The organism is Rossellomorea sp. DUT-2 (assembly GCF_052665285.1).
The window spans coordinates 212,740-229,985 of record NZ_JBQPEO010000003.1 but is presented as its reverse complement, the minus strand read 5'-3'; the positions used below and the strand labels follow the sequence as shown (position 1 = coordinate 229,985).

At 43.7% G+C, this 17,246-nt stretch carries 17 protein-coding genes; 7 read left to right on the top strand and 10 right to left on the bottom strand.

What is annotated here, in order from left to right:
- Positions 1-133: 133 nt before the first annotated feature.
- Complete coding sequence (locus ACOSV2_RS11905) at positions 134-856, bottom strand: 5-formyltetrahydrofolate cyclo-ligase (protein WP_428975262.1); 723 nt, start codon at positions 854-856, stop codon at positions 134-136.
- A gap of 102 nt (positions 857-958) precedes the next feature.
- Between ACOSV2_RS11905 and ACOSV2_RS11900 the strand changes: the two genes are divergently transcribed.
- Complete coding sequence (locus ACOSV2_RS11900) at positions 959-1,393, top strand: DUF2269 family protein (protein WP_428975261.1); 435 nt, start codon at positions 959-961, stop codon at positions 1,391-1,393.
- A gap of 129 nt (positions 1,394-1,522) precedes the next feature.
- On the opposite strand, the gene ACOSV2_RS11895 is transcribed toward ACOSV2_RS11900, so the two are convergent.
- Positions 1,523-2,629 (bottom strand): acyltransferase, encoded by a 1,107-nt coding sequence (locus ACOSV2_RS11895; protein ID WP_428975260.1) that lies wholly within the window; start codon positions 2,627-2,629, stop codon positions 1,523-1,525.
- 356 nt (positions 2,630-2,985) lie between these two features.
- Positions 2,986-3,288 (bottom strand): phospholipase, encoded by a 303-nt coding sequence (locus ACOSV2_RS11890; protein WP_428975259.1) that lies wholly within the window; start codon positions 3,286-3,288, stop codon positions 2,986-2,988.
- A gap of 170 nt (positions 3,289-3,458) precedes the next feature.
- Between ACOSV2_RS11890 and ACOSV2_RS11885 the strand changes: the two genes are divergently transcribed.
- On the top strand, positions 3,459-3,962 hold the full coding sequence (locus ACOSV2_RS11885) for a peroxiredoxin family protein (RefSeq protein WP_428975258.1): 504 nt from the start codon (positions 3,459-3,461) through the stop codon (positions 3,960-3,962).
- A 25-nt stretch (positions 3,963-3,987) separates the two neighbouring features.
- Here ACOSV2_RS11885 and ACOSV2_RS11880 read toward each other — a convergent pair whose 3' ends face one another.
- A complete protein-coding gene (locus ACOSV2_RS11880) occupies positions 3,988-4,920 on the bottom strand; it encodes a phosphotransferase (protein WP_428975257.1) in 933 nt (310 codons plus the stop codon).
- 109 nt (positions 4,921-5,029) lie between these two features.
- Between ACOSV2_RS11880 and ACOSV2_RS11875 the strand changes: the two genes are divergently transcribed.
- Both ACOSV2_RS11875 and aldA read left to right on the top strand, forming a co-directional pair.
- Positions 5,030-6,055 carry an NADP-dependent oxidoreductase gene (locus ACOSV2_RS11875; RefSeq protein ID WP_428975256.1) on the top strand — a complete coding sequence of 342 codons (1,026 nt, stop codon included), beginning with the start codon at positions 5,030-5,032 and terminating at the stop codon, positions 6,053-6,055.
- 272 nt (positions 6,056-6,327) lie between these two features.
- Positions 6,328-7,776, top strand: a complete 1,449-nt coding sequence (gene aldA, locus ACOSV2_RS11870) for an aldehyde dehydrogenase (protein WP_428975255.1) — start codon at positions 6,328-6,330, stop codon at positions 7,774-7,776.
- Between the two features lie 240 nt (positions 7,777-8,016).
- Here the strand turns inward: aldA and ACOSV2_RS11865 are convergent, their stop codons facing one another.
- Positions 8,017-8,250 (bottom strand): hypothetical protein, encoded by a 234-nt coding sequence (locus ACOSV2_RS11865; RefSeq protein ID WP_428975254.1) that lies wholly within the window; start codon positions 8,248-8,250, stop codon positions 8,017-8,019.
- A gap of 164 nt (positions 8,251-8,414) precedes the next feature.
- Between ACOSV2_RS11865 and ACOSV2_RS11860 the strand changes: the two genes are divergently transcribed.
- The gene (locus ACOSV2_RS11860; RefSeq protein WP_428975253.1) at positions 8,415-9,179 is read left to right on the top strand and encodes a VLRF1 family aeRF1-type release factor; all 765 of its coding nucleotides are present in this window, start codon (positions 8,415-8,417) and stop codon (positions 9,177-9,179) included.
- A gap of 183 nt (positions 9,180-9,362) precedes the next feature.
- Entirely contained in the window at positions 9,363-9,650 is a 288-nt protein-coding gene (locus ACOSV2_RS11855; protein ID WP_044339178.1) for a hypothetical protein, read from the top strand.
- An 83-nt stretch (positions 9,651-9,733) separates the two neighbouring features.
- Here the strand turns inward: ACOSV2_RS11855 and ACOSV2_RS11850 are convergent, their stop codons facing one another.
- Together ACOSV2_RS11850 and ACOSV2_RS11845 are read right to left on the bottom strand one after the other, a co-directional pair.
- Positions 9,734-11,695 (bottom strand): phospholipase D-like domain-containing protein, encoded by a 1,962-nt coding sequence (locus tag ACOSV2_RS11850; protein WP_428975252.1) that lies wholly within the window; start codon positions 11,693-11,695, stop codon positions 9,734-9,736.
- A 302-nt stretch (positions 11,696-11,997) separates the two neighbouring features.
- Positions 11,998-12,801: an RDD family protein gene (locus ACOSV2_RS11845; protein ID WP_428975251.1), complete on the bottom strand. Its 804-nt coding sequence runs from the start codon at positions 12,799-12,801 to the stop codon at positions 11,998-12,000.
- Positions 12,802-12,904: 103 nt separating this feature from the next.
- On the opposite strand from ACOSV2_RS11845, the gene ACOSV2_RS11840 reads away from it, so the two are divergent.
- Positions 12,905-13,867, top strand: a complete 963-nt coding sequence (locus ACOSV2_RS11840) for a stage II sporulation protein M (RefSeq protein WP_428975250.1) — start codon at positions 12,905-12,907, stop codon at positions 13,865-13,867.
- Here the strand turns inward: ACOSV2_RS11840 and ACOSV2_RS11835 are convergent.
- The 3 genes from ACOSV2_RS11835 to ACOSV2_RS11825 are packed head-to-tail and all read right to left on the bottom strand — an operon-like array spanning position 13,859 to position 17,224.
- Positions 13,859-15,217: a DUF58 domain-containing protein gene (locus tag ACOSV2_RS11835; RefSeq protein ID WP_428975249.1), complete on the bottom strand. Its 1,359-nt coding sequence runs from the start codon at positions 15,215-15,217 to the stop codon at positions 13,859-13,861. The two genes, ACOSV2_RS11840 and ACOSV2_RS11835, sit on opposite strands and share 9 nt — an antisense overlap.
- Positions 15,168-16,097, bottom strand: coding sequence for an AAA family ATPase (locus tag ACOSV2_RS11830; RefSeq protein WP_428975248.1), 930 nt, complete (start codon positions 16,095-16,097; stop codon positions 15,168-15,170). The genes ACOSV2_RS11835 and ACOSV2_RS11830 overlap by 50 nt, the downstream gene beginning before the upstream one ends.
- Positions 16,094-17,224, bottom strand: coding sequence for a DUF4350 domain-containing protein (locus ACOSV2_RS11825; protein ID WP_428975247.1), 1,131 nt, complete (start codon positions 17,222-17,224; stop codon positions 16,094-16,096). Before ACOSV2_RS11825 ends, ACOSV2_RS11830 begins: the two co-directional genes overlap by 4 nt.
- Positions 17,225-17,246: the final 22 nt, after the last annotated feature.

Below are 17,246 nucleotides of genomic sequence, written 5' to 3'. Positions count from 1 at the left end.
TATTCTGACTACCAGCCCAACCTCCCCCTGAAGGAATAACACCTTCAGGGGGTTTTTTACGTCACTTTGAGGGACGGACCTCCAATTCCCACTAAAACCCGTCCCTATAGCCTTCTTGCCAATTGATTATAAATTAAAGGTCCGTCCCTCCAGAGAAATTCTTCAATTCCTTTAGAATCGGCATCTTTTCCATTTCGTCTTCTGATACGTGTTCCCATTCGATGCCCTGTGGTTTTGGGTATGGGGTGTGGGTTTCGGTGATGCCTGCTTCGGTGATGATCCAGTCGACGGCCAGGTCATAGGAATCTCTTGGGATATCGTCCCCTACAAGCTGCTCACTGTTTATGGTTGTGATGACAGGCACCGGCTTGTTTCCGATTTCACGCAGGATGGCGTATTCACGATCGGCATAGCCTTCCCCTTTTCCAAGTCTTCTCCCATCACGATGAATTGCAACGGAACCGACCACTATCAGGTCAATGGGAGGTATATCTGTGAGCGGTACGACTTTTCCATATGTATTCATATGCTTGATGCTCGCAGCCTTTCTCTCTTCTCCCCGGGGCACCCATCCAGGCTTAATCATGACAAATCCATCCTTTAAGCGCGGCGTTGGAATGAGCAGGGTTTTCCCGTCCTTCAACACAGTTGCGCGAAGTGGAAGCTGAGGTGCATCGGGATTCACCTTTACGACCTCGGCATCTTTGTATATATCCATATCCCGAACAAAAGAAGCAGCTGTTTCAGCTCCTTTGAAGTTTGGAATCCTGCCCGTTAGAGGAAATGGAAAACCGCCTAATTTTCTCTCTGTCAACCGATTCCATACCTTATGCCTGATTTCATCTTTCTCACTCATACTTTTCTCTCCTCTCTTTCCAAAAAAACTGGAAACTAGTGCTAATTTACTATACAATGAAATCTATTCAAAACTTCCTTAGTTGGAGGTGAAAAACATTTATTGGTTCTTGTCCACATCGTTGCTGCAGTAGCTGGACTTGGTGCAAGCTTTGCGATGCCCGTGGTGATGAAGACACCAGAAACGTCTCATCAGGCAAAATTCTCTTTAGAGCTTAGCAAAAAAATCGAAACCTTTGCAAAAATTGGCAGTATCGTGTTACTTATCACCGGTCTCATTATGGGTATTATGAACCCTTACTTATTCAAATCCGGTTGGTATATCGCGTCCATCGTGATCTACATAGGTGTCCAATTCATTGTAGCAGGCCTCATGCCGAAGAAAGTGAAGCAAATGGCTGAGATCATCCACAGTCATAAGGGTGACGACGTCCCTGAATCTTACGGAAAAATCAACTCAGAATTAAAACCATTCAATATCATTATACATAGTTCTGCCATTATTCTTATCATCTTAATGTCAATCAAACCGTTTTAATCTGAGTCGCCAGCCTGCTTGATGTGGGCTGGTTTTTTTGGGGTGTGAGCCGGCTTTGGAAAATTCTCATTTTATATATTAAACAAAAAAAGAACCGAGCGATTATAAGAGTCATCTCGGTTCTTTCGTCTATGCAGTAGCTTCTTTTGATGAAACATTCCCTACGCTTTCTTTGTTCGAAGTTTTTTTAATTTTTGGTACAGGAATGAAATAACTGCTAAATGGAACCTGCTGAATAAGTTGGATCAATCCTACACAAATTAATAATACAGCTACAAATGTTATTGGAAGATACATCATGTTCCATGCAGAAGCAGGTAAATAAATTTTCATCAAGTGAAGAACAAAGGGATGAATCAAGTAAATCCCCATTGAATACTTCCCTAATAACGTCAGAGGCTTTTTCAAGACACTCCACTTTGAAAGTAAAGGATACATTCCAATAGTAGCAATGCTTAATAGAGGTATATTCAATAAATTGCTCGCTCTTCTGTTCGTGAGATCTCCATTGATTGTATACTCTATAATTGCTCCTGCTGTTATGAGTAATGATAAGGTTAACATCATCCAGGGAAAGTCTGTTGCAAAATCTCTAATATCCTCCCAGAAGAAGGCCAATAGTCCACCGAATGAGAAATAGAACATCCATAAAGGCATGAATGATTTACTTGCCATGAAGTTTCCGATAAATCCTTCAATTCCAGGATCAAAGCCGATCAAATTATAACTGATAAAAAATGAAATGACGGTTAAAACAATCAATCCCATCTTCGTTCTAAATACTTTCTGCAGGATAGGAAAAATAAAATAAAATTGAACGATTATGGCAATGAAATAGAGATGATAGAAGTGACCACCTGTAAAGACCTTCACAAGTTCTGTTTTTATTGCTCCAATCTGTTGATTATCAAAATAATAGAGTAAGAAACGATAGACCAAGCTCCATAATATCAAGGGCATAATGATTTTTGATATTCTGGAAGTAACAAATTTATTAAAGGAATACGTGTTTCTTTTTACTTGGTAGAATAATAGAAACCCGGCAATCACAACAAATATAGGCGTTCCAAAACGGCCTACTTGATTTAGAAAGTATGAAAACCAATTAAACGTATTATCATTCATGGAGTAATTGGTAGCTGATACGTGCACTCCTAATACAGCTAAACAAGCAAATGCTCTTAAAAAATGTATTTCAAAAAGATATTTTTTCTTTTTGGTTGTAATGGATGACATGTTCTCTCCCCTTTCTTGCTGACAATATCATAGGTAATTGTAATAGAATCAGGCATAAAAATCCTTGAACAAATTTAAAAGGGAACTTTGGTTCTAAATTTATTTGGAATACTTTCAGACCACAATACCTTCAAGGAATCCTTAGTAATCAGTATTAAATCTATTAAAATTAGATTATCTGTACTTTTTTATTTGCAAAAATAAGAAAAATGTCTTATAAGAGTACACTAGCCATTTTTAAACAAATAGCGACAAATTTCAACATCAACTTACTTGAAGAAGAGGTAATAATTGGAAATGAAGAATTCACAGTACAAATAAAATAAGACCACTTGAACAATCCAAGCGGTTCATTTCTAAATCCAAGACCTCCGGCACCGATGCCCCTGACACGCAACCCTCGTCTGCAGTTTCATATATTGATACATAAGAAAAGCATGTCTACCTTTTCGAGAATCGGGATTGATTTCATTTTTCAGCTTCCTCATGAACATCCGATCACATTGGCAGCTTGGACCGTATCGCTCATAGCAAAGGTCATGGGCCTTGCATGCTGCGTCTACTGAATTGATGGGGGCACCGGGTCCGCTGCATCCTGGTCCGCACCATTTGTATTCCGGGAAAATGCACAGGTTTGGACCTGTCTTATTTCTTTTCATATCCATCGTCCTTTCTACTCACTCTGCACAATAGTACGTTTTGTTTCTCACATAAAGGGAAATACACTCCATGTAAGCAAAATAAATTACTATACTGTATGTATTTCACTCTGGTTAGGATTGTCTTAATGCCTATCTGACTGGAAAGAAAACAATAGGAGGAATGAATAATGGCAACTTTTCAATTAAATGATACGGTACCAACTTTCACGCTCCCGGCAGTTTCAGGTGAAACGTTCTCATTTGAGGACCATCAAAAAGAACATCAAAGCTGGCATCTCATCGTTTTCTTTAGGGGCTCATGGTGCCCGGTATGTCAGGAAGAACTTAGAGAGCTGCAAGCAAACAAAGAGGATTTTGAAAAACATAATGTTCACATACTAGCGATTTCCAGTGATAAATTGGAGGACTTGCAGGAGTTTGCAAACAAAGAGGATTTAACTTTCCCTGTCTTAGCAGACGAAAAGTTAGAGGCCATCAAAGCCTATGATGTGTTCTATCACGGTGAAGATGCCCCTTATGAGGATCACGGACAACATGGTGAACCGGCTTACTTCCTTGTGAATGAAAAAGGACAAACCATGTACCAGCAAAGACAAACGAGCCCCTTTGGCCGTCCACATGCCAATGAACTAAGAAAAATCGTGAAATATATCCAAAAAAACGTTAAATAATATCAGAAGAGGGACGGACCTTGTGTTACTCACCAAGGTCCGTCCCTCTTATTAATGCAAGCTCTAAACTTTTCTGGGCTTCCACTACTGTATGAGGCTGCTTTTCATGATAGCCGTAAAGAAGCAGGACGACGTTGGTGTAAATGGCTTTGAAGCGTGCATATTCCAACTCGACTTCCTCTACCTCTCCATATTCTTCAAAAAACAAATCCCGCCCCGCAGGATTGAGATAACTGTACACGAGGTTTAAATCAATGACTCGATGGCCAATATGAACGTCACCCCAATCCAGAATCCCTGATAAGATTCCATTCCCATTCACAACAATATTTTTAAAATGAAGGTCGCCATGAACCAACGTGGTTTCTGATGGTAATGGCTTTTTGGGTACGTGCTGAAGATAGTCTTTTAACCTTTCAACCTGGTGAAAAAGGTTTAGTTCTTCGATTTCATGAATGTTTTTTTCCAAGGTCGGGATCCGTTTTTTAACATCTAAGCGATGTAATTCATCATGAGGGACTCCCCGTTTCACGGCCTCTGAAGCATCCGTCAGATGAAGCTTCTTTAGAAACCATGCCAATTTGACGGCTGACTCCCCTTCTCTAACCACCCCATGTGCTCGGGATGGAATCGTTCCTTCTACAAAACGGTAGCCTAGAAAGGGCCATTTGTATGGAGGGGAAGGCTTTCCAAAAAAGGTCGGAACCGGAATTCGGAGTCCGAGACTCTTTTCATCGAGCAGTGGCAAGAGCTTTCCTTCTGTTTCCAAAAGCTTCACGGCTATATCCCTTCTTGGAAACCGAAACACCCAATCTTTGTTCACTTTCATAACTGTGTTATCGAATCCATAGTCTATGATGTCTATTCTTGCTGGATGAAGTTCCGGAAACTGATTCCCGATTAATAATCTTGCCTGTTCAATGGTGACAGCGACCTCCGCATCCCAACTATTCGCCACATTCACCCCACCTTTCTCAAGTGTTATTCTTTGTAGAACCTAGACTCCATGTGATAAGTTTCAAGTAATAGGAAAAAAAATTTTCAGCTTAAAATTACGAGGAGGAATCATGATGTTACCCGAAAAGCAGCAGCAAATCCAATTAGTCGCCCGTCCTGAAGGAATGCCTGTAAAAGAGGATTTCAACTTCAAAGAGATTGAAGTTCCTAAACCATCCAAAGGACAAGTATTAGTCAAAACACTTTATCTTTCCGTGGATCCCTATATGCGGGGCAGAATGTCTGATGCCAAGTCGTATGTAGAACCATTCCAATTGAACGAAGCGTTGGCTGGCGGAGCGGTTGGAGAAATCGTTGAATCAGAATCTGAACACTTCCAAAAAGGGGATTTCGTAGTAGGAATGCTGCCTTGGCAGGAATATTCCCTTGCCAATGAGAAACAGGTCCGCTCCATCGATCCGAATGTTGCCCCTATTTCTACTCACCTTAGTATACTGGGAATGACTGGATTGACCGCATACTTCGGACTCCTTGACATCGGTCATCCAAAAGAAGGCGAAACCGTGGTTGTATCCGGTGCTGCAGGTGCAGTCGGCTCTGTTGTCGGACAAATAGCCAAAATCAAAGGAGCTCGTGTTGTCGGGATTGCAGGTTCGGATGAAAAAGTAAGCTACCTGACAGATACGCTTGGATTCGACGAAGGAATCAACTACAAAACAACGGACAACATCTACGCTGCGTTAAAAGAAGCGTGTCCAAACGGCATCGATGTATATTTCGAAAACGTTGGTGGTGAAATTGGTGACGCTGCCCTTAGTTTACTAAATAAACATGCACGTGTACCAGTGTGCGGAGCGATTTCTTCTTACAACAAAACGGATCGTGATCTGGGGCCTCGCGTACAAACCAGATTGATCAAATCAAGCGCACTCATGAAAGGCTTTGTCGTCAACGACTATAATGACCGCTTCAAAGAAGGAGCAACAGAACTTGGCCAATGGCTTTCCCAAGGAAAACTCCAATACGAAGAAACCATCACTGAAGGCCTAGAAAACGTAACCGACGCCTTCCTCGGACTCTTCCAAGGCAAAAACATCGGCAAACAACTCGTCAAAATCGCAGAACCAAGTAAATAACCCTTATGAGGGACGGACCTCCATTTTTACTCAAATCCTATTAAATCAGCACTTTGGTTGAAGGAATTGTGTGAAACGAGGTCCGTCCCTCTATTCATTTTATTTCCAGAAGCGGACCAACACACTCACTTAACCCCTTTTATATCAAGGTCTTAGCTTAATATATGAATGGAATGAGGTCCGTCCCTCGCACATCCCCATGTTTACCCCTACCCATTGAACGGGAAAAGAAGGAGATATGATGAGAAACAGTTTTACAAGGAGGAGTAATCGTGAAGAAGTATCAGTTGTATATTAATGGTGAGTTTGTGGATAGTACGTCGAAGGATACGTTGGACGTGATCAATCCTGCGAATGAGGAGACGATTTCTTCTATTCAGATGGGAACGGAAGAGGATGTCAATCACGCGATTGATGCTGCTCATTCTGCTTTTCTATCCTGGGAGAAGGTCCCTTCCAAGGAGCGTGCCTCCTATTTATATAAAATAGCCGATAAGCTGGAGGAACGGAAAGATCAATTTGTTCAGATGCTGACAGAAGAAAACGGGAAGACATTGGATGCCTCAGAAGGTGAGCTGGATACTGCCATCGAGTATTTCCGCTACATGGCAGGCTGGGCGTTAAGATATGAAGGTGAAATCCTTGAAAGTGAACGCTCGAACGAAAACATACTTGTATACAAGAAACCGATCGGTGTCGTAGCAGGAATCGTTCCCTGGAACTTCCCTATGTTCATCCTCGCCAGGAAAGTTGCGCCTGCGATTGTGACAGGCTGTACGATCGTGATGAAACCGAGTCAATACACACCAAATACAGCATGTGAGTTTGCTAAGATCATAGACGAAATCGGGCTGCCGAAAGGAGTCTTTAACCTTGTAACCGGGAAAGGGTCCGATATCGGAAACCCAATGTCCAGTCACCCTAAAGTACGCATGGTGTCCATGACGGGAAGCTACCCGGCTGGTTCAAAAGTGATGGAAGCAGCATCTAAGTCCATCACAAAAGTAAACCTGGAGCTTGGCGGTAAAGCCCCTGCCATCGTCACCAAGCATGGAAATATTGATCTTGCCGTTGAAAAGATCAAAACGTCCAGAATCACCAACTCCGGGCAGGCATGTACGAACGCGGAACGAGTGTATGTCCATGAGGATGTAGCAGAAGAATTCATCAGCAAAATGACCGAAGCAATGAAAAACACGACAGTCGGCGATCCGACAAACCGGGATAACGACATCGGACCTCTTGTAAATAAAGATCGACTTGAAGCCGTAACGAAAATGGTCAATACAGCCGTTGAAAACGGAGCAAAAATCCTTACCGGCGGGAAACCGCTCAATATGGATAAAGGGTTCTACTACGAGCCTACCATTCTCGTAGATGTAAAACAGGATATGGAGATCATCCAGGAAGAGATCTTTGGACCGGTCCTTCCAATTATGACATACAAGGATTTTGATGAAGTTATCGAGCTTGCCAACGATACGGAATATGGTCTTTCTTCCTCGATCTTCAGTGAAAACCTCCATGAAATCATGAGGGCGGCGAATGAACTTCGATACGGAGAAACCTTCGTGAATCGTGAGAACTTTGAAGCCATCAATGGTTTCCACGCTGGTCGCGGTCAATCCGGAATCGGCGGAGCAGATGGAAAACACGGCCTTAACGAATACCTGGAAACTCATGTTGTTTATCTTGAGTACGATGAAAACTATAAAGGATAAGTACCCAAAAGAAAAGCCTGCCCGCTTTAATCCTAAAAGCGGGCAGGCTTTTTCAATGGAGAGTTTTGCCCAACAAAAAAAGTCCTACTAAACAGTCAGGACTTTTCAAATCACAACAATATGATTAGGCCAGGATAAAGAAATTTGCTAATGCGAGTAATAATAGAATAATAGCAACTCCGGAACTCATCCAAAGAATATCGTTAAAATCCATTTTCAAATCGGCTAATTTATCTTTGTTTAGCAACGAACTTCACTCCCTTGAAAATTTTCAATAAATCCGATGACTTTAAAAATCGAAAGGTCCAATTTAGGATCTGTAGATGTTGAACAATGAGAGCACTCGATTTGGTTGACATTCATCGTTGAACGGAATTCATTCTCACAGTGCGTGCACTCCAGAATATGTAAATCCTTTTTCTTCCCCTTGCGATCAAATTGAATGCGCTCTCTACCTTGGTTAATATAGCTCACTTTTCTCTCTCCCGTCGTGTGTTATTTAGTACATATTTACCCGATGGAACGAACATAAAACATCATTTATCTGATTTCTTTAAGAAAATGGGGTTCAAAAGCACATTGTAGATTTTTATAGAAGAAAAAACTTCAGTAAAAAAACACTGAGCGTACTGGAAAACTTGTACTTACAGAAACCTGATAAGTTGTTGACTGTTTATTTGAATACGGACCGCAGCGACCACGATCAGCAAGGCGGTGAATGGAAGATAGCCCTTAAAAACGGATTCAACCGCCTGGAAGAATACCTTAAAAGTGCTCCCGAGGAAAAAGAAAGGCTTCAATCGATCCGTCCGAAAGTAGAAAACTATGTATATAGTTTAGAGCGTGAACTGCCAAGAAGCTTTATCATCTTCGCTTCAGCCGATAGTGGCATTTGGGAGACCTTCCGGCTTCAAGTACCGGTTGAAACGAATTTTTATTGGGAGGAAAATCCTCACCTGGATCAATTGAAATCCTTGCATAAAGAATACCCTTACACGGGATTGGTGCTTCTTCAGCAAAATCAAATCAAAATCCTCACCTCCGCCTTTGGAGAGATTCAGTCCAGCGAATTTATGGAATTCGATTTAGAAACAGATGATTGGCGAAAGCATGAAGGTCCCCACCACTCAGACGTAAGCATGGGAAGCGGTGGCGGAAAGGCCAATCAGCAGGAAGAATTCGAAAATCGCCTCAAAGCAAATCAACAACGCTGGTGGAAAAGCCTCGGCAGCATCCTGGACAAAAAAGCCGCTGATGAGGAGTGGGAACGGATCTTACTCGTTGGCGATAAAGAAGAGGCTGCTGTGCTGGAAGACAGCATGAATAAAGAGGTTCATGAAACGATCGGCAAAAACCTGCTTAATGAAAATGAGCATAAGGTTGTAGAGAAGTTACTCGCTTAAAAATGTTTTAAAAGACCACTGTCTTGGGATGAGACGGTGGTCTTATTCGTGGTTATCCGCCATTCTATGTATATCGAAAAATCCGCACATGACAACCACCACTCCACCCCACAAAAAACAATTCCCTCAAACAAGCACACGCCTCCCACATAGTCATACACTGAAATAAGGAGGTGTGTGTCCGTGCTTTCACGAATTAAATGGTTATCATTTTCTATCGAATTGTTTCTGGCGGTTCCGATCTTTGGCAATATTGCAGGTGATGCGATTCCTTTTCTCCTGTGTTTAGTAGCTCTTTGGCATGCAAGCGTGTTGTACATTTCAAGGTCAGAAGATCAGCCGATCCTTGGAAGTGCCCTCGGTATTCTTGCTTCCTTCTTAAACTTTTTCCCGGTCATCCGATTGATTGCCCATGCAATCACTGCAATTGTACTTATTTTTGAAATTCAGAAGGCTCCCGGGATGGAGTGAGTTCCCCCCAAAAAAGGATGATTCTCAGAAAAGAGAATCATCCTTTTTGTTCTGTTCCATACTCAAGGAACTTTTCATCCAACCTACTGTACAACCCCTCCAGCATTCACATATCTTGCATTGAACTCCTGCAGGAATTGATTGGTGATGGCATCGTCATGGATGATGAGCATGTTTTCATCATTCACATTATTGCCGTTTTCACTCCAGTTGGTCGACCCTACGATGACGGTTGGATCACTGTCGGTGTCGGCATCGATGAGCATCGTTTTGGCATGAAGCTTGCGGCTTTCATTTGCCTTGTACACGGGTGCAGGGTTTGCCCAGCGCGTATTTGGATTGTTCGTACTCGTTTGCGTAGCCGTTCTTCCTGTCATTTCAATACTCGCTGACCACCATTGGTTCCAGAAGCTGGAATCGTATAGACCTTTCACATCAAAGCCGGTCAACGTTCCCTGGTTATCCACATAGCTTCCTTCCCACTTATTCTTCAATTCGTCCACAAGGGCCTGGTCGCTCCATGCGAAAATGGTGAAATAAGCATTTTCGTCTGCTTCTGTTTTCACTAGCTCTGTCATACGTCCCACCGCATCGTCTCCTGAAGAGAAGTACACTTCTACCGTATCTCCTCCGATGGTCAACGTATGAGGTGTGTTATCTACTTTCCTTGTGCTGAAGTTCGATACTGTATGATTCGGAGTCGTGGAACCACTCCCCCACATTTCTTCAAATTCCGTTTTATAAATGGAGGCAAGTTCAGGAGAGTGAACTTCCACGACATGCTGCTGGTTGCCGCCAAGGATTCCCTGGTTCATGTTTTCCTCAGATCCATATAAACCTGTTACGGTAAAATTCCAGCTTCCTGTGAAAACCCATTTTCCATCCACAACAGCAAATTTATTATGCATTTGATTCCCTGGAGAATAGTAGCTGTCCGTTTCTTTCCATTCCCCTTCTACAAACATATAGCCTGTTGTCGCCGTGCTGCCAACCGTCACGTTTCGCTGCGGGAAATCGCTGAAGCTTGCAGGTAAATCGTAAGCTGCCCGCTTCACGGCATCTTCTACTACAAACATAGGGGAATCCGATAAAATATGAGCATCATCCGCTGATCCTACTATTCCATCCTGACCGCGGACGAGCTTCTCCAGATATAATCGCATAGTTTCATATCGTTCTGCGTAATGAGGGTCCGATCCATCCTTGGCATCAGCGAGAATCCGGACGTCCACCCCTTGTGCCGCTTTGGCCATCAATGTATCGACCACTCGTGGCAAATTGATTTCATACGTGGCGAAGTCAATGGACGTTGTCGCTTCATTCAAACGTTCAATGAGACGATTTTCAAGGTTCACGTTGTAGTTTGCTTCGTTACCTGGCATGGCATATTGAGTCGATGCACTTTTATTAAAGTAGACGTTGATGGCACCCGGCGCATCGCTTACATTGGTAATTGATTCACTTCCACTTCCCGAAGGAACAGCTGAATTTGCCGCTTTAGGTGTTCCAAATCCACCTTCATAGGAAGCCGTCGAGGTGCTCCAATTGGCTGGATCCGTACCGCTGATAGAACGATCGTTTCGCTCCATCGTGGCCTTCGTGCTGTTGTCACCAGCGTACCAGCTGTTCACTTCATCGATAACCGAACCCGACGCATCCTTTAAATAAAGAACTTCATTGGAATTCCCAAGACTTCCTGTATAGACTTGATCCGCTGCGACAGTTGAAATCGTGTCATCGCTTGTCCTTTCCAGTAAAAAATACCCCTGTGCCGGCACGGATCCGCTTAAAGCTATACTCGGTGATCCGTCCTGGGCTTCAATGGTCCATCCCTCCAAGGAAAGAGCAGATGAAGTGGTATTGGATAGTTCCATCCATTCATTGTTGTAAGAGCCCGTTGTCCCCATCCAGGCCACTTCATTTATTACAGCAGACTGAGGTGCAGCTGCTACTCCCTTGTCCATACTTTCTTGAGGCTGAATGAAACCTCCAGTCAGTAAAAACAGAATACTGATAATCGATAGTGAAATCTTTTTCGTCCTCATAGCCTTTCCCCCTTCAGTTAAAAAACAAATATGTTTAAATGATTACAGTACAAGTATATTTTGTCGCATTTTGTAATGTAATGGGATAATGGGCACTATTTTTCTTATTATTTTGTAAATTACGTATAGTAAATGTAAACCTCTATCACAATCATCCTACTATATTTACTTAATTTTCTATCCAACCATCTAATTTCTTGAAAGATTGCTTTAATAGCCACGATAAATCTTCATTAGGCATAAAGTCCTTTTCATCTGACAAATAAAAAAACAGCAAAGCCCTCTCTAGACTTTGCTGCTTTCTACAATTCAAATTCCCATTCTTCCCTCAATGACAGGTATAAAAGGAGAAGGGTATCCTCAAGCTCCTCATATGTTTTATCCTGCACGTCTAATCCCAGTTTCGGATAGAGGATAAGAGCAAGCTTTTTGGTTAATTGGTTTCGTTCTGAAAGGGGGAGCTGAACGAATCGGTTGCTGTACGTTTTGACCAGATTCCATTCCTTCGCACCGAGCTGCTTTAATTCCCACTCTTCCACCGTTAAATCCTCTTTCCTCAAGCCCCGGCGACGGATTTCCTTCTCGATGGCTTTTTCTTTTCGCTTTCCTTTGACGCGTCGCTCATGAACCACGATCGTTCCGGCAACGAGATCCCCTACCCTCTTATGCTTGGAATGAAGGAAGATCATGACCATACCAATGAAATAGGAAACGGGAAGCATGTCGATGATTCTTAATAGATTGCGAATGAAACAGGATAAGAGCGTGACGCTGTGTCCGTTTTCCTGCATCACCCGGATCCCCAGCAATCGCTTCCCTACCGTCTTTCCACCCCAGAAGAATTCTAACGCAAAGAAATACCCCCAGTTGAGAAAGAAGATGGCGATGATGGCGATCCCCCATAGTGTCGAGTTGATTTCCAACATGCTAAATATGCCATTATTCCCTGACGTTATAAAGAATAGGAGTACAAGGATCAGGATGTTTACGATTGTTAACAGCAGCTGATCTATCATCAGGGCTACAGCCCGGCTGCCTAAGCCTGCAGGTTGAAATTGCAGGGAAACATATTCGGGGGTTTTAATATCGACTTGTTCTTCATGCAATACAATCCCCTCCTTATGGATGAATTTACCTTTAATGGTTTCTATTTTTTTCTTAACTTACTATAATAGGAGATAAGAAATCAAAGAACAAGTAGGTGTCACAATGAACGTGAAGCAATTTGTCAAACAGCACCGGGACGACTGGAAGCAGTTAGAAGATCTCCTCGGAACTCTTCGCAAGAGGAAGAACACAACGGGTCCGGCCATTGATCAATTCAACCGGCTTTATCAAAAGGCTGCCCAGAACCTTTCCTACAGCCAGACCTATTTTCCCGGCGAAGAAGTAACCGATTATTTGAACGGCCTCGTATCAAAGTCTCACAATCTATTATATAAAGACCAAATCTCAAGTGGAAAACAGATTAGACATTTTTTCTCTACGACATTTATCGGATTACTGCTTGAACAGTGGAAGTTCGTTGTCGGGGCGATGCTTTTATTTACGATTGGTGCTCTCGGAGCCTTTATTTCTGTCGTGAATGATCCCCTTCACCTTTATTCCATCCTGCCAGCTGAGATGTCTCAAGGGGTGGACCCTTCTAATCTCGGGAAAAGTGACGGAAGAGTGGATTCTTCGCTAATGTCGGCTGCCATTATGACCAATAACATTAAAGTCGCCTTCCTTGCCTTTGCCGGCGGTGTGACATTTGGCCTGTTGACGGTCTATATGCTTGTATACAATGGAATCATTGTAGGTGCCCTGGCCGCTGTCTTCTGGCACCAGGGAATGAGCTATGAATTCTGGGCTTACATCGTCCCCCACGGAATGATCGAGCTTACAGCCATCTTTATTGCAGGCGGTGCAGGTCTCTTGATGGGCTATAAACTCTTTGTACCTGGACGTTTCTCACGCGGCTACCAATTAAAGCAGCAAGCGAAACGATCCGTCCAGCTGCTCCTCGGGACGGTACCCCTGTTTGTGATTGCCGGGATCATCGAAGGCTTCATTACGCCTGCTGCCATACCGCTGCTCGCAAAATACATGGTTGCCTTTTTAACGGTTATCGGTTTGATTCTCTATATGACAATCGGAAAGCTTCGCTTAAACAAAGCGGTCCTACAGTAGCCCCCGGTTCATCATATCGATATAGTAAGAAACAGCCGTTGCGGCCAGTTTCTCTTCACGGGCCTCCACCATCAGGAGGCCCTGCTTTTCCCACTTGGCTTTCTCCCTCTTCTTCACGAGCATCTGCTTCTGGGCCATGCTCTTCATCATCGCCTGCTCTGAATCAACAGGCTCTGTCTTGATTCGCTTGACCAACGTTTCGTCTTCTACTCCAATCGTTAAAAAGAGATGCTGTTTCCGCAGGCGCTGTAAATAAAACAGGGCGCTATCTTCATGTAGGAAGGTGTGTACGTCACTGAATAATAAGAGCAGACTCCGCTTTTTCTGAACCGTTTGAACATAGTGGAGGACGGCAGCATAATTGGACTCGGCTGCGTCCACTTTCAAATGATAAATACGTTGAAGGATCGTTTGCAGATGCGCCATCCCTTTCGCCGGAGGGATATATACCTTCACATCTTTACTGAAAGCTAGGACCGACACATAGTCCCCGTTTTGCAGGGCCGCTGCCGTCACGGTCAGGGCCGCCTCCAGGGATTTCTCCAACCGGTTTCCTTTTTTCAGTTCCGCTCCCATCATTCTTCCGCAATCAATGAGAATCGTGATGTACTTTCCATGCTCAGGTTCATATTCATTGGTCATCACTTCCCGGAGCTTTGCGGTTTGACGCCAGTTGATCTTTCTGGGATCGTCCCCGAGTACATAATTTCTAATCTTGGAGAACTCTCCGGCACCGCTTTGCTGCTTACGGATCTTTACCCCTTCATACAGTAGGAACTGCTGAGCACTTTCCAATACTTTTTTCGTTTCAGTGAGATCTGGAATGACTTTCACCCCATCCTGGAGCTCCATTGTTTTTTGTTTTTCCCACAAACCGAGGGAGCTTCGATAGCGAAGATACAGCTTCGTCAGGTTATAGTCTCCCCGCACCTGTGTCACCACCTCATAGGTAAGGGTCCCTGCTGATTCCTGATCAAGCTTTCCTTCTAAGGGAAAGGATGTTTGAAAGCTTTGCGGTGTACCATCCAGGATCCGAAACTCCATGCCACGGGAAGATCTGTTTATGATTTCCAGATCGACGGCATAATCAAGACCCCTTTCCATTTGATCCGGGATATGGCGCTTGATGTCCACATCCTTTTTGGATGGCGACAGGGTCAGGTCCATGAGACTCACGACGATAAATAAGCCGTTCAATACAAAAATCAGCGTCCATGACAGTCCAATAAACGTTCCGGCAAGAAGGATGACGGAAAATAGGAGATACGAAATTAACAACCTCCCCGTCGGCAATATCCCCTTATCTTGGAACAGGAATCGACCCAACAAGCTCTTGGATGACTTGGTCAATGGTCACTCCCTCCAATTCTACGTGCGGGGATAGCTGTATACGATGTCTTAGGGCCGGTCTTGCCACGATCTTGATATCATCCGGTGTGACATAGTCACGTCCTGACAGATAGGCCCATGCCCGTCCGGCTTTTCCAATGGAAATCGCCGCCCTTGTACTTGCCCCGAAGCGGATCGATTCCGTTTCACGGGTTTTTCTCACAATCTGCATAATATAATCCAACACCGCGTCACTAAGTGTGACCTCCCCGATTTCCCTTCTGATGGAGAGGAAGGTTTCCATGTCGAGAACTGCCCCCACTTCACTTGCATCATAATGATTCTCGATCACTTGTTTCAATACGTTTTTCTCTTCTTCAAAGGTAGGGAAATCGATGTCCAGCTTAAACAGGAATCGATCCTGCTGGGCCTCAGGCAGTGGATAGGTACCCTCGAATTCAATCGGATTCTGGGTGGCTACCACGAAAAATACCTCTTCAAGGGGATACGTTGCCCCTTGGATCGTCACCTGCTTCTCTTCCATGGCTTCGAGCAGGGCCGCCTGGGTTTTGGCCGGTGTCCGGTTGATTTCATCAGCCAATAGTACATTGGTGAAAATCGGCCCTTTGATCGTTTGGAAGCTGCTATCCTTCATATTGTAAATCGTACTACCCGTGATATCACTCGGTAACAGATCCGGTGTGAATTGGATACGGTTAAAGCTTCCCCCCAGCAACCGTGAAAGGGTCTTCACCATCTGTGTCTTCCCTGTCCCCGGGACTCCCTCGATCAGTACATGCCCTCCTGCCAGAATGGAAGACAACAAGAGTTTAAGATTCGTACTCTGACCTACAATGCGCTCTTCATATTTCTCCATTAAGGATGTGATTTCTGGTTTCAACGATCCTCCACCTCTTTCCTGAATAATTCTATTTTTATAGACCATAGTACGTATTCCTGTTTACTGATGCGCTCTTTCTCTAATACAGCCCTTATACCAGTTAAAAACGAATCAATTTCTTTTTTAGAAACGGTGGTTAATCTCCGTTCTAACGGTTCGTTCAATTCCGACCATTCCTTACTCGTCGGAATCCCCCAACGTTCCTGGAACAGAACTCTGACATACTCGGCTTGAATCACTAAGGACTCTTTGTATTGGCGCCCTTTTAAATACCAGGCAGAAAGCGCCTTGATTCGTTCATCACTGAATCGGACCGTCTCTTCCCTTGGTAGAATAATACCTCCGAATCGTTTCCCACGCATCCAGAGCCAAAGGACGGTGATGATCAGCAATTGAAGGATGATAATGAGCAGCCACTGGGGATAAAGGGTAGTAAGGCTTGCCTCACTCTCTCCCCCATGAAGGTATTCATCGACGAGAATCGTTTTCCGGTCGGCTCCACCGCTTTCTAATAGAGTGAGAACCAGCGGGAGATGATCACTATCAAGAATATTCCCGTTCCTTACCCATCCCGGTGAAGTAGAGACAATCAATTGACCCTTTCCCATAGGAGAGCTGTAAGCAATTGTTCCATCCAGATCATCTAATAAAATGGTATCTTCATCCGTCGTTTCCAGTCTTACGTCCGATAAAATATCCGTTTGATATGTATTCCCTTTACCATCACGTATAAGAGGATTATCAAGCCCTTCCCCTAATAGGAACGTCTTCGTGTCAAACATTCCTTTTGGATTATCCTTTAAAAGAAGAATCGTATTCCCTGCCCTCATGAAATTCTCGTAAGCTTCCATTTCTTCTTGTTCAGGGATTGAAAAAGGTTCTACCATAATCAGTAATTGATCAGATTCAGCTGCAGGCAGCCTGTCAGGTGAAAAAGACCACCGTTGTATAGACGCACCTTCGTTTTCCAAATAAGTATAAAGGGCTTTTATTCCAGAAGGAGAGGGAGACTCGGAAACATAGGCTGGATACTCCTTAGGCTTTTCAGGTGAAAGAAATACACCGATGATGATAAATAAACTTAGCAGTGTAGTGAGCCAGACCCACGCCTTTATATTTGTTTTCAATGCTCGTTCCTACCTCCTTTCT

Coding starts and splice junctions, on each gene's coding strand:
- ACOSV2_RS11840 (WP_428975250.1), top strand. CDS start 12,905: ATGAACGTGAAGCAATTTGTCAAACAGCACCGGGACGACTGGAAGCAG.
- ACOSV2_RS11905 (WP_428975262.1), bottom strand. CDS start 856: ATGAGTGAGAAAGATGAAATCAGGCATAAGGTATGGAATCGGTTGACA.
- ACOSV2_RS11850 (WP_428975252.1), bottom strand. CDS start 11,695: ATGAGGACGAAAAAGATTTCACTATCGATTATCAGTATTCTGTTTTTA.
- ACOSV2_RS11885 (WP_428975258.1), top strand. CDS start 3,459: ATGGCAACTTTTCAATTAAATGATACGGTACCAACTTTCACGCTCCCG.
- ACOSV2_RS11875 (WP_428975256.1), top strand. CDS start 5,030: ATGATGTTACCCGAAAAGCAGCAGCAAATCCAATTAGTCGCCCGTCCT.
- ACOSV2_RS11890 (WP_428975259.1), bottom strand. CDS start 3,288: ATGAAAAGAAATAAGACAGGTCCAAACCTGTGCATTTTCCCGGAATAC.
- ACOSV2_RS11895 (WP_428975260.1), bottom strand. CDS start 2,629: ATGTCATCCATTACAACCAAAAAGAAAAAATATCTTTTTGAAATACAT.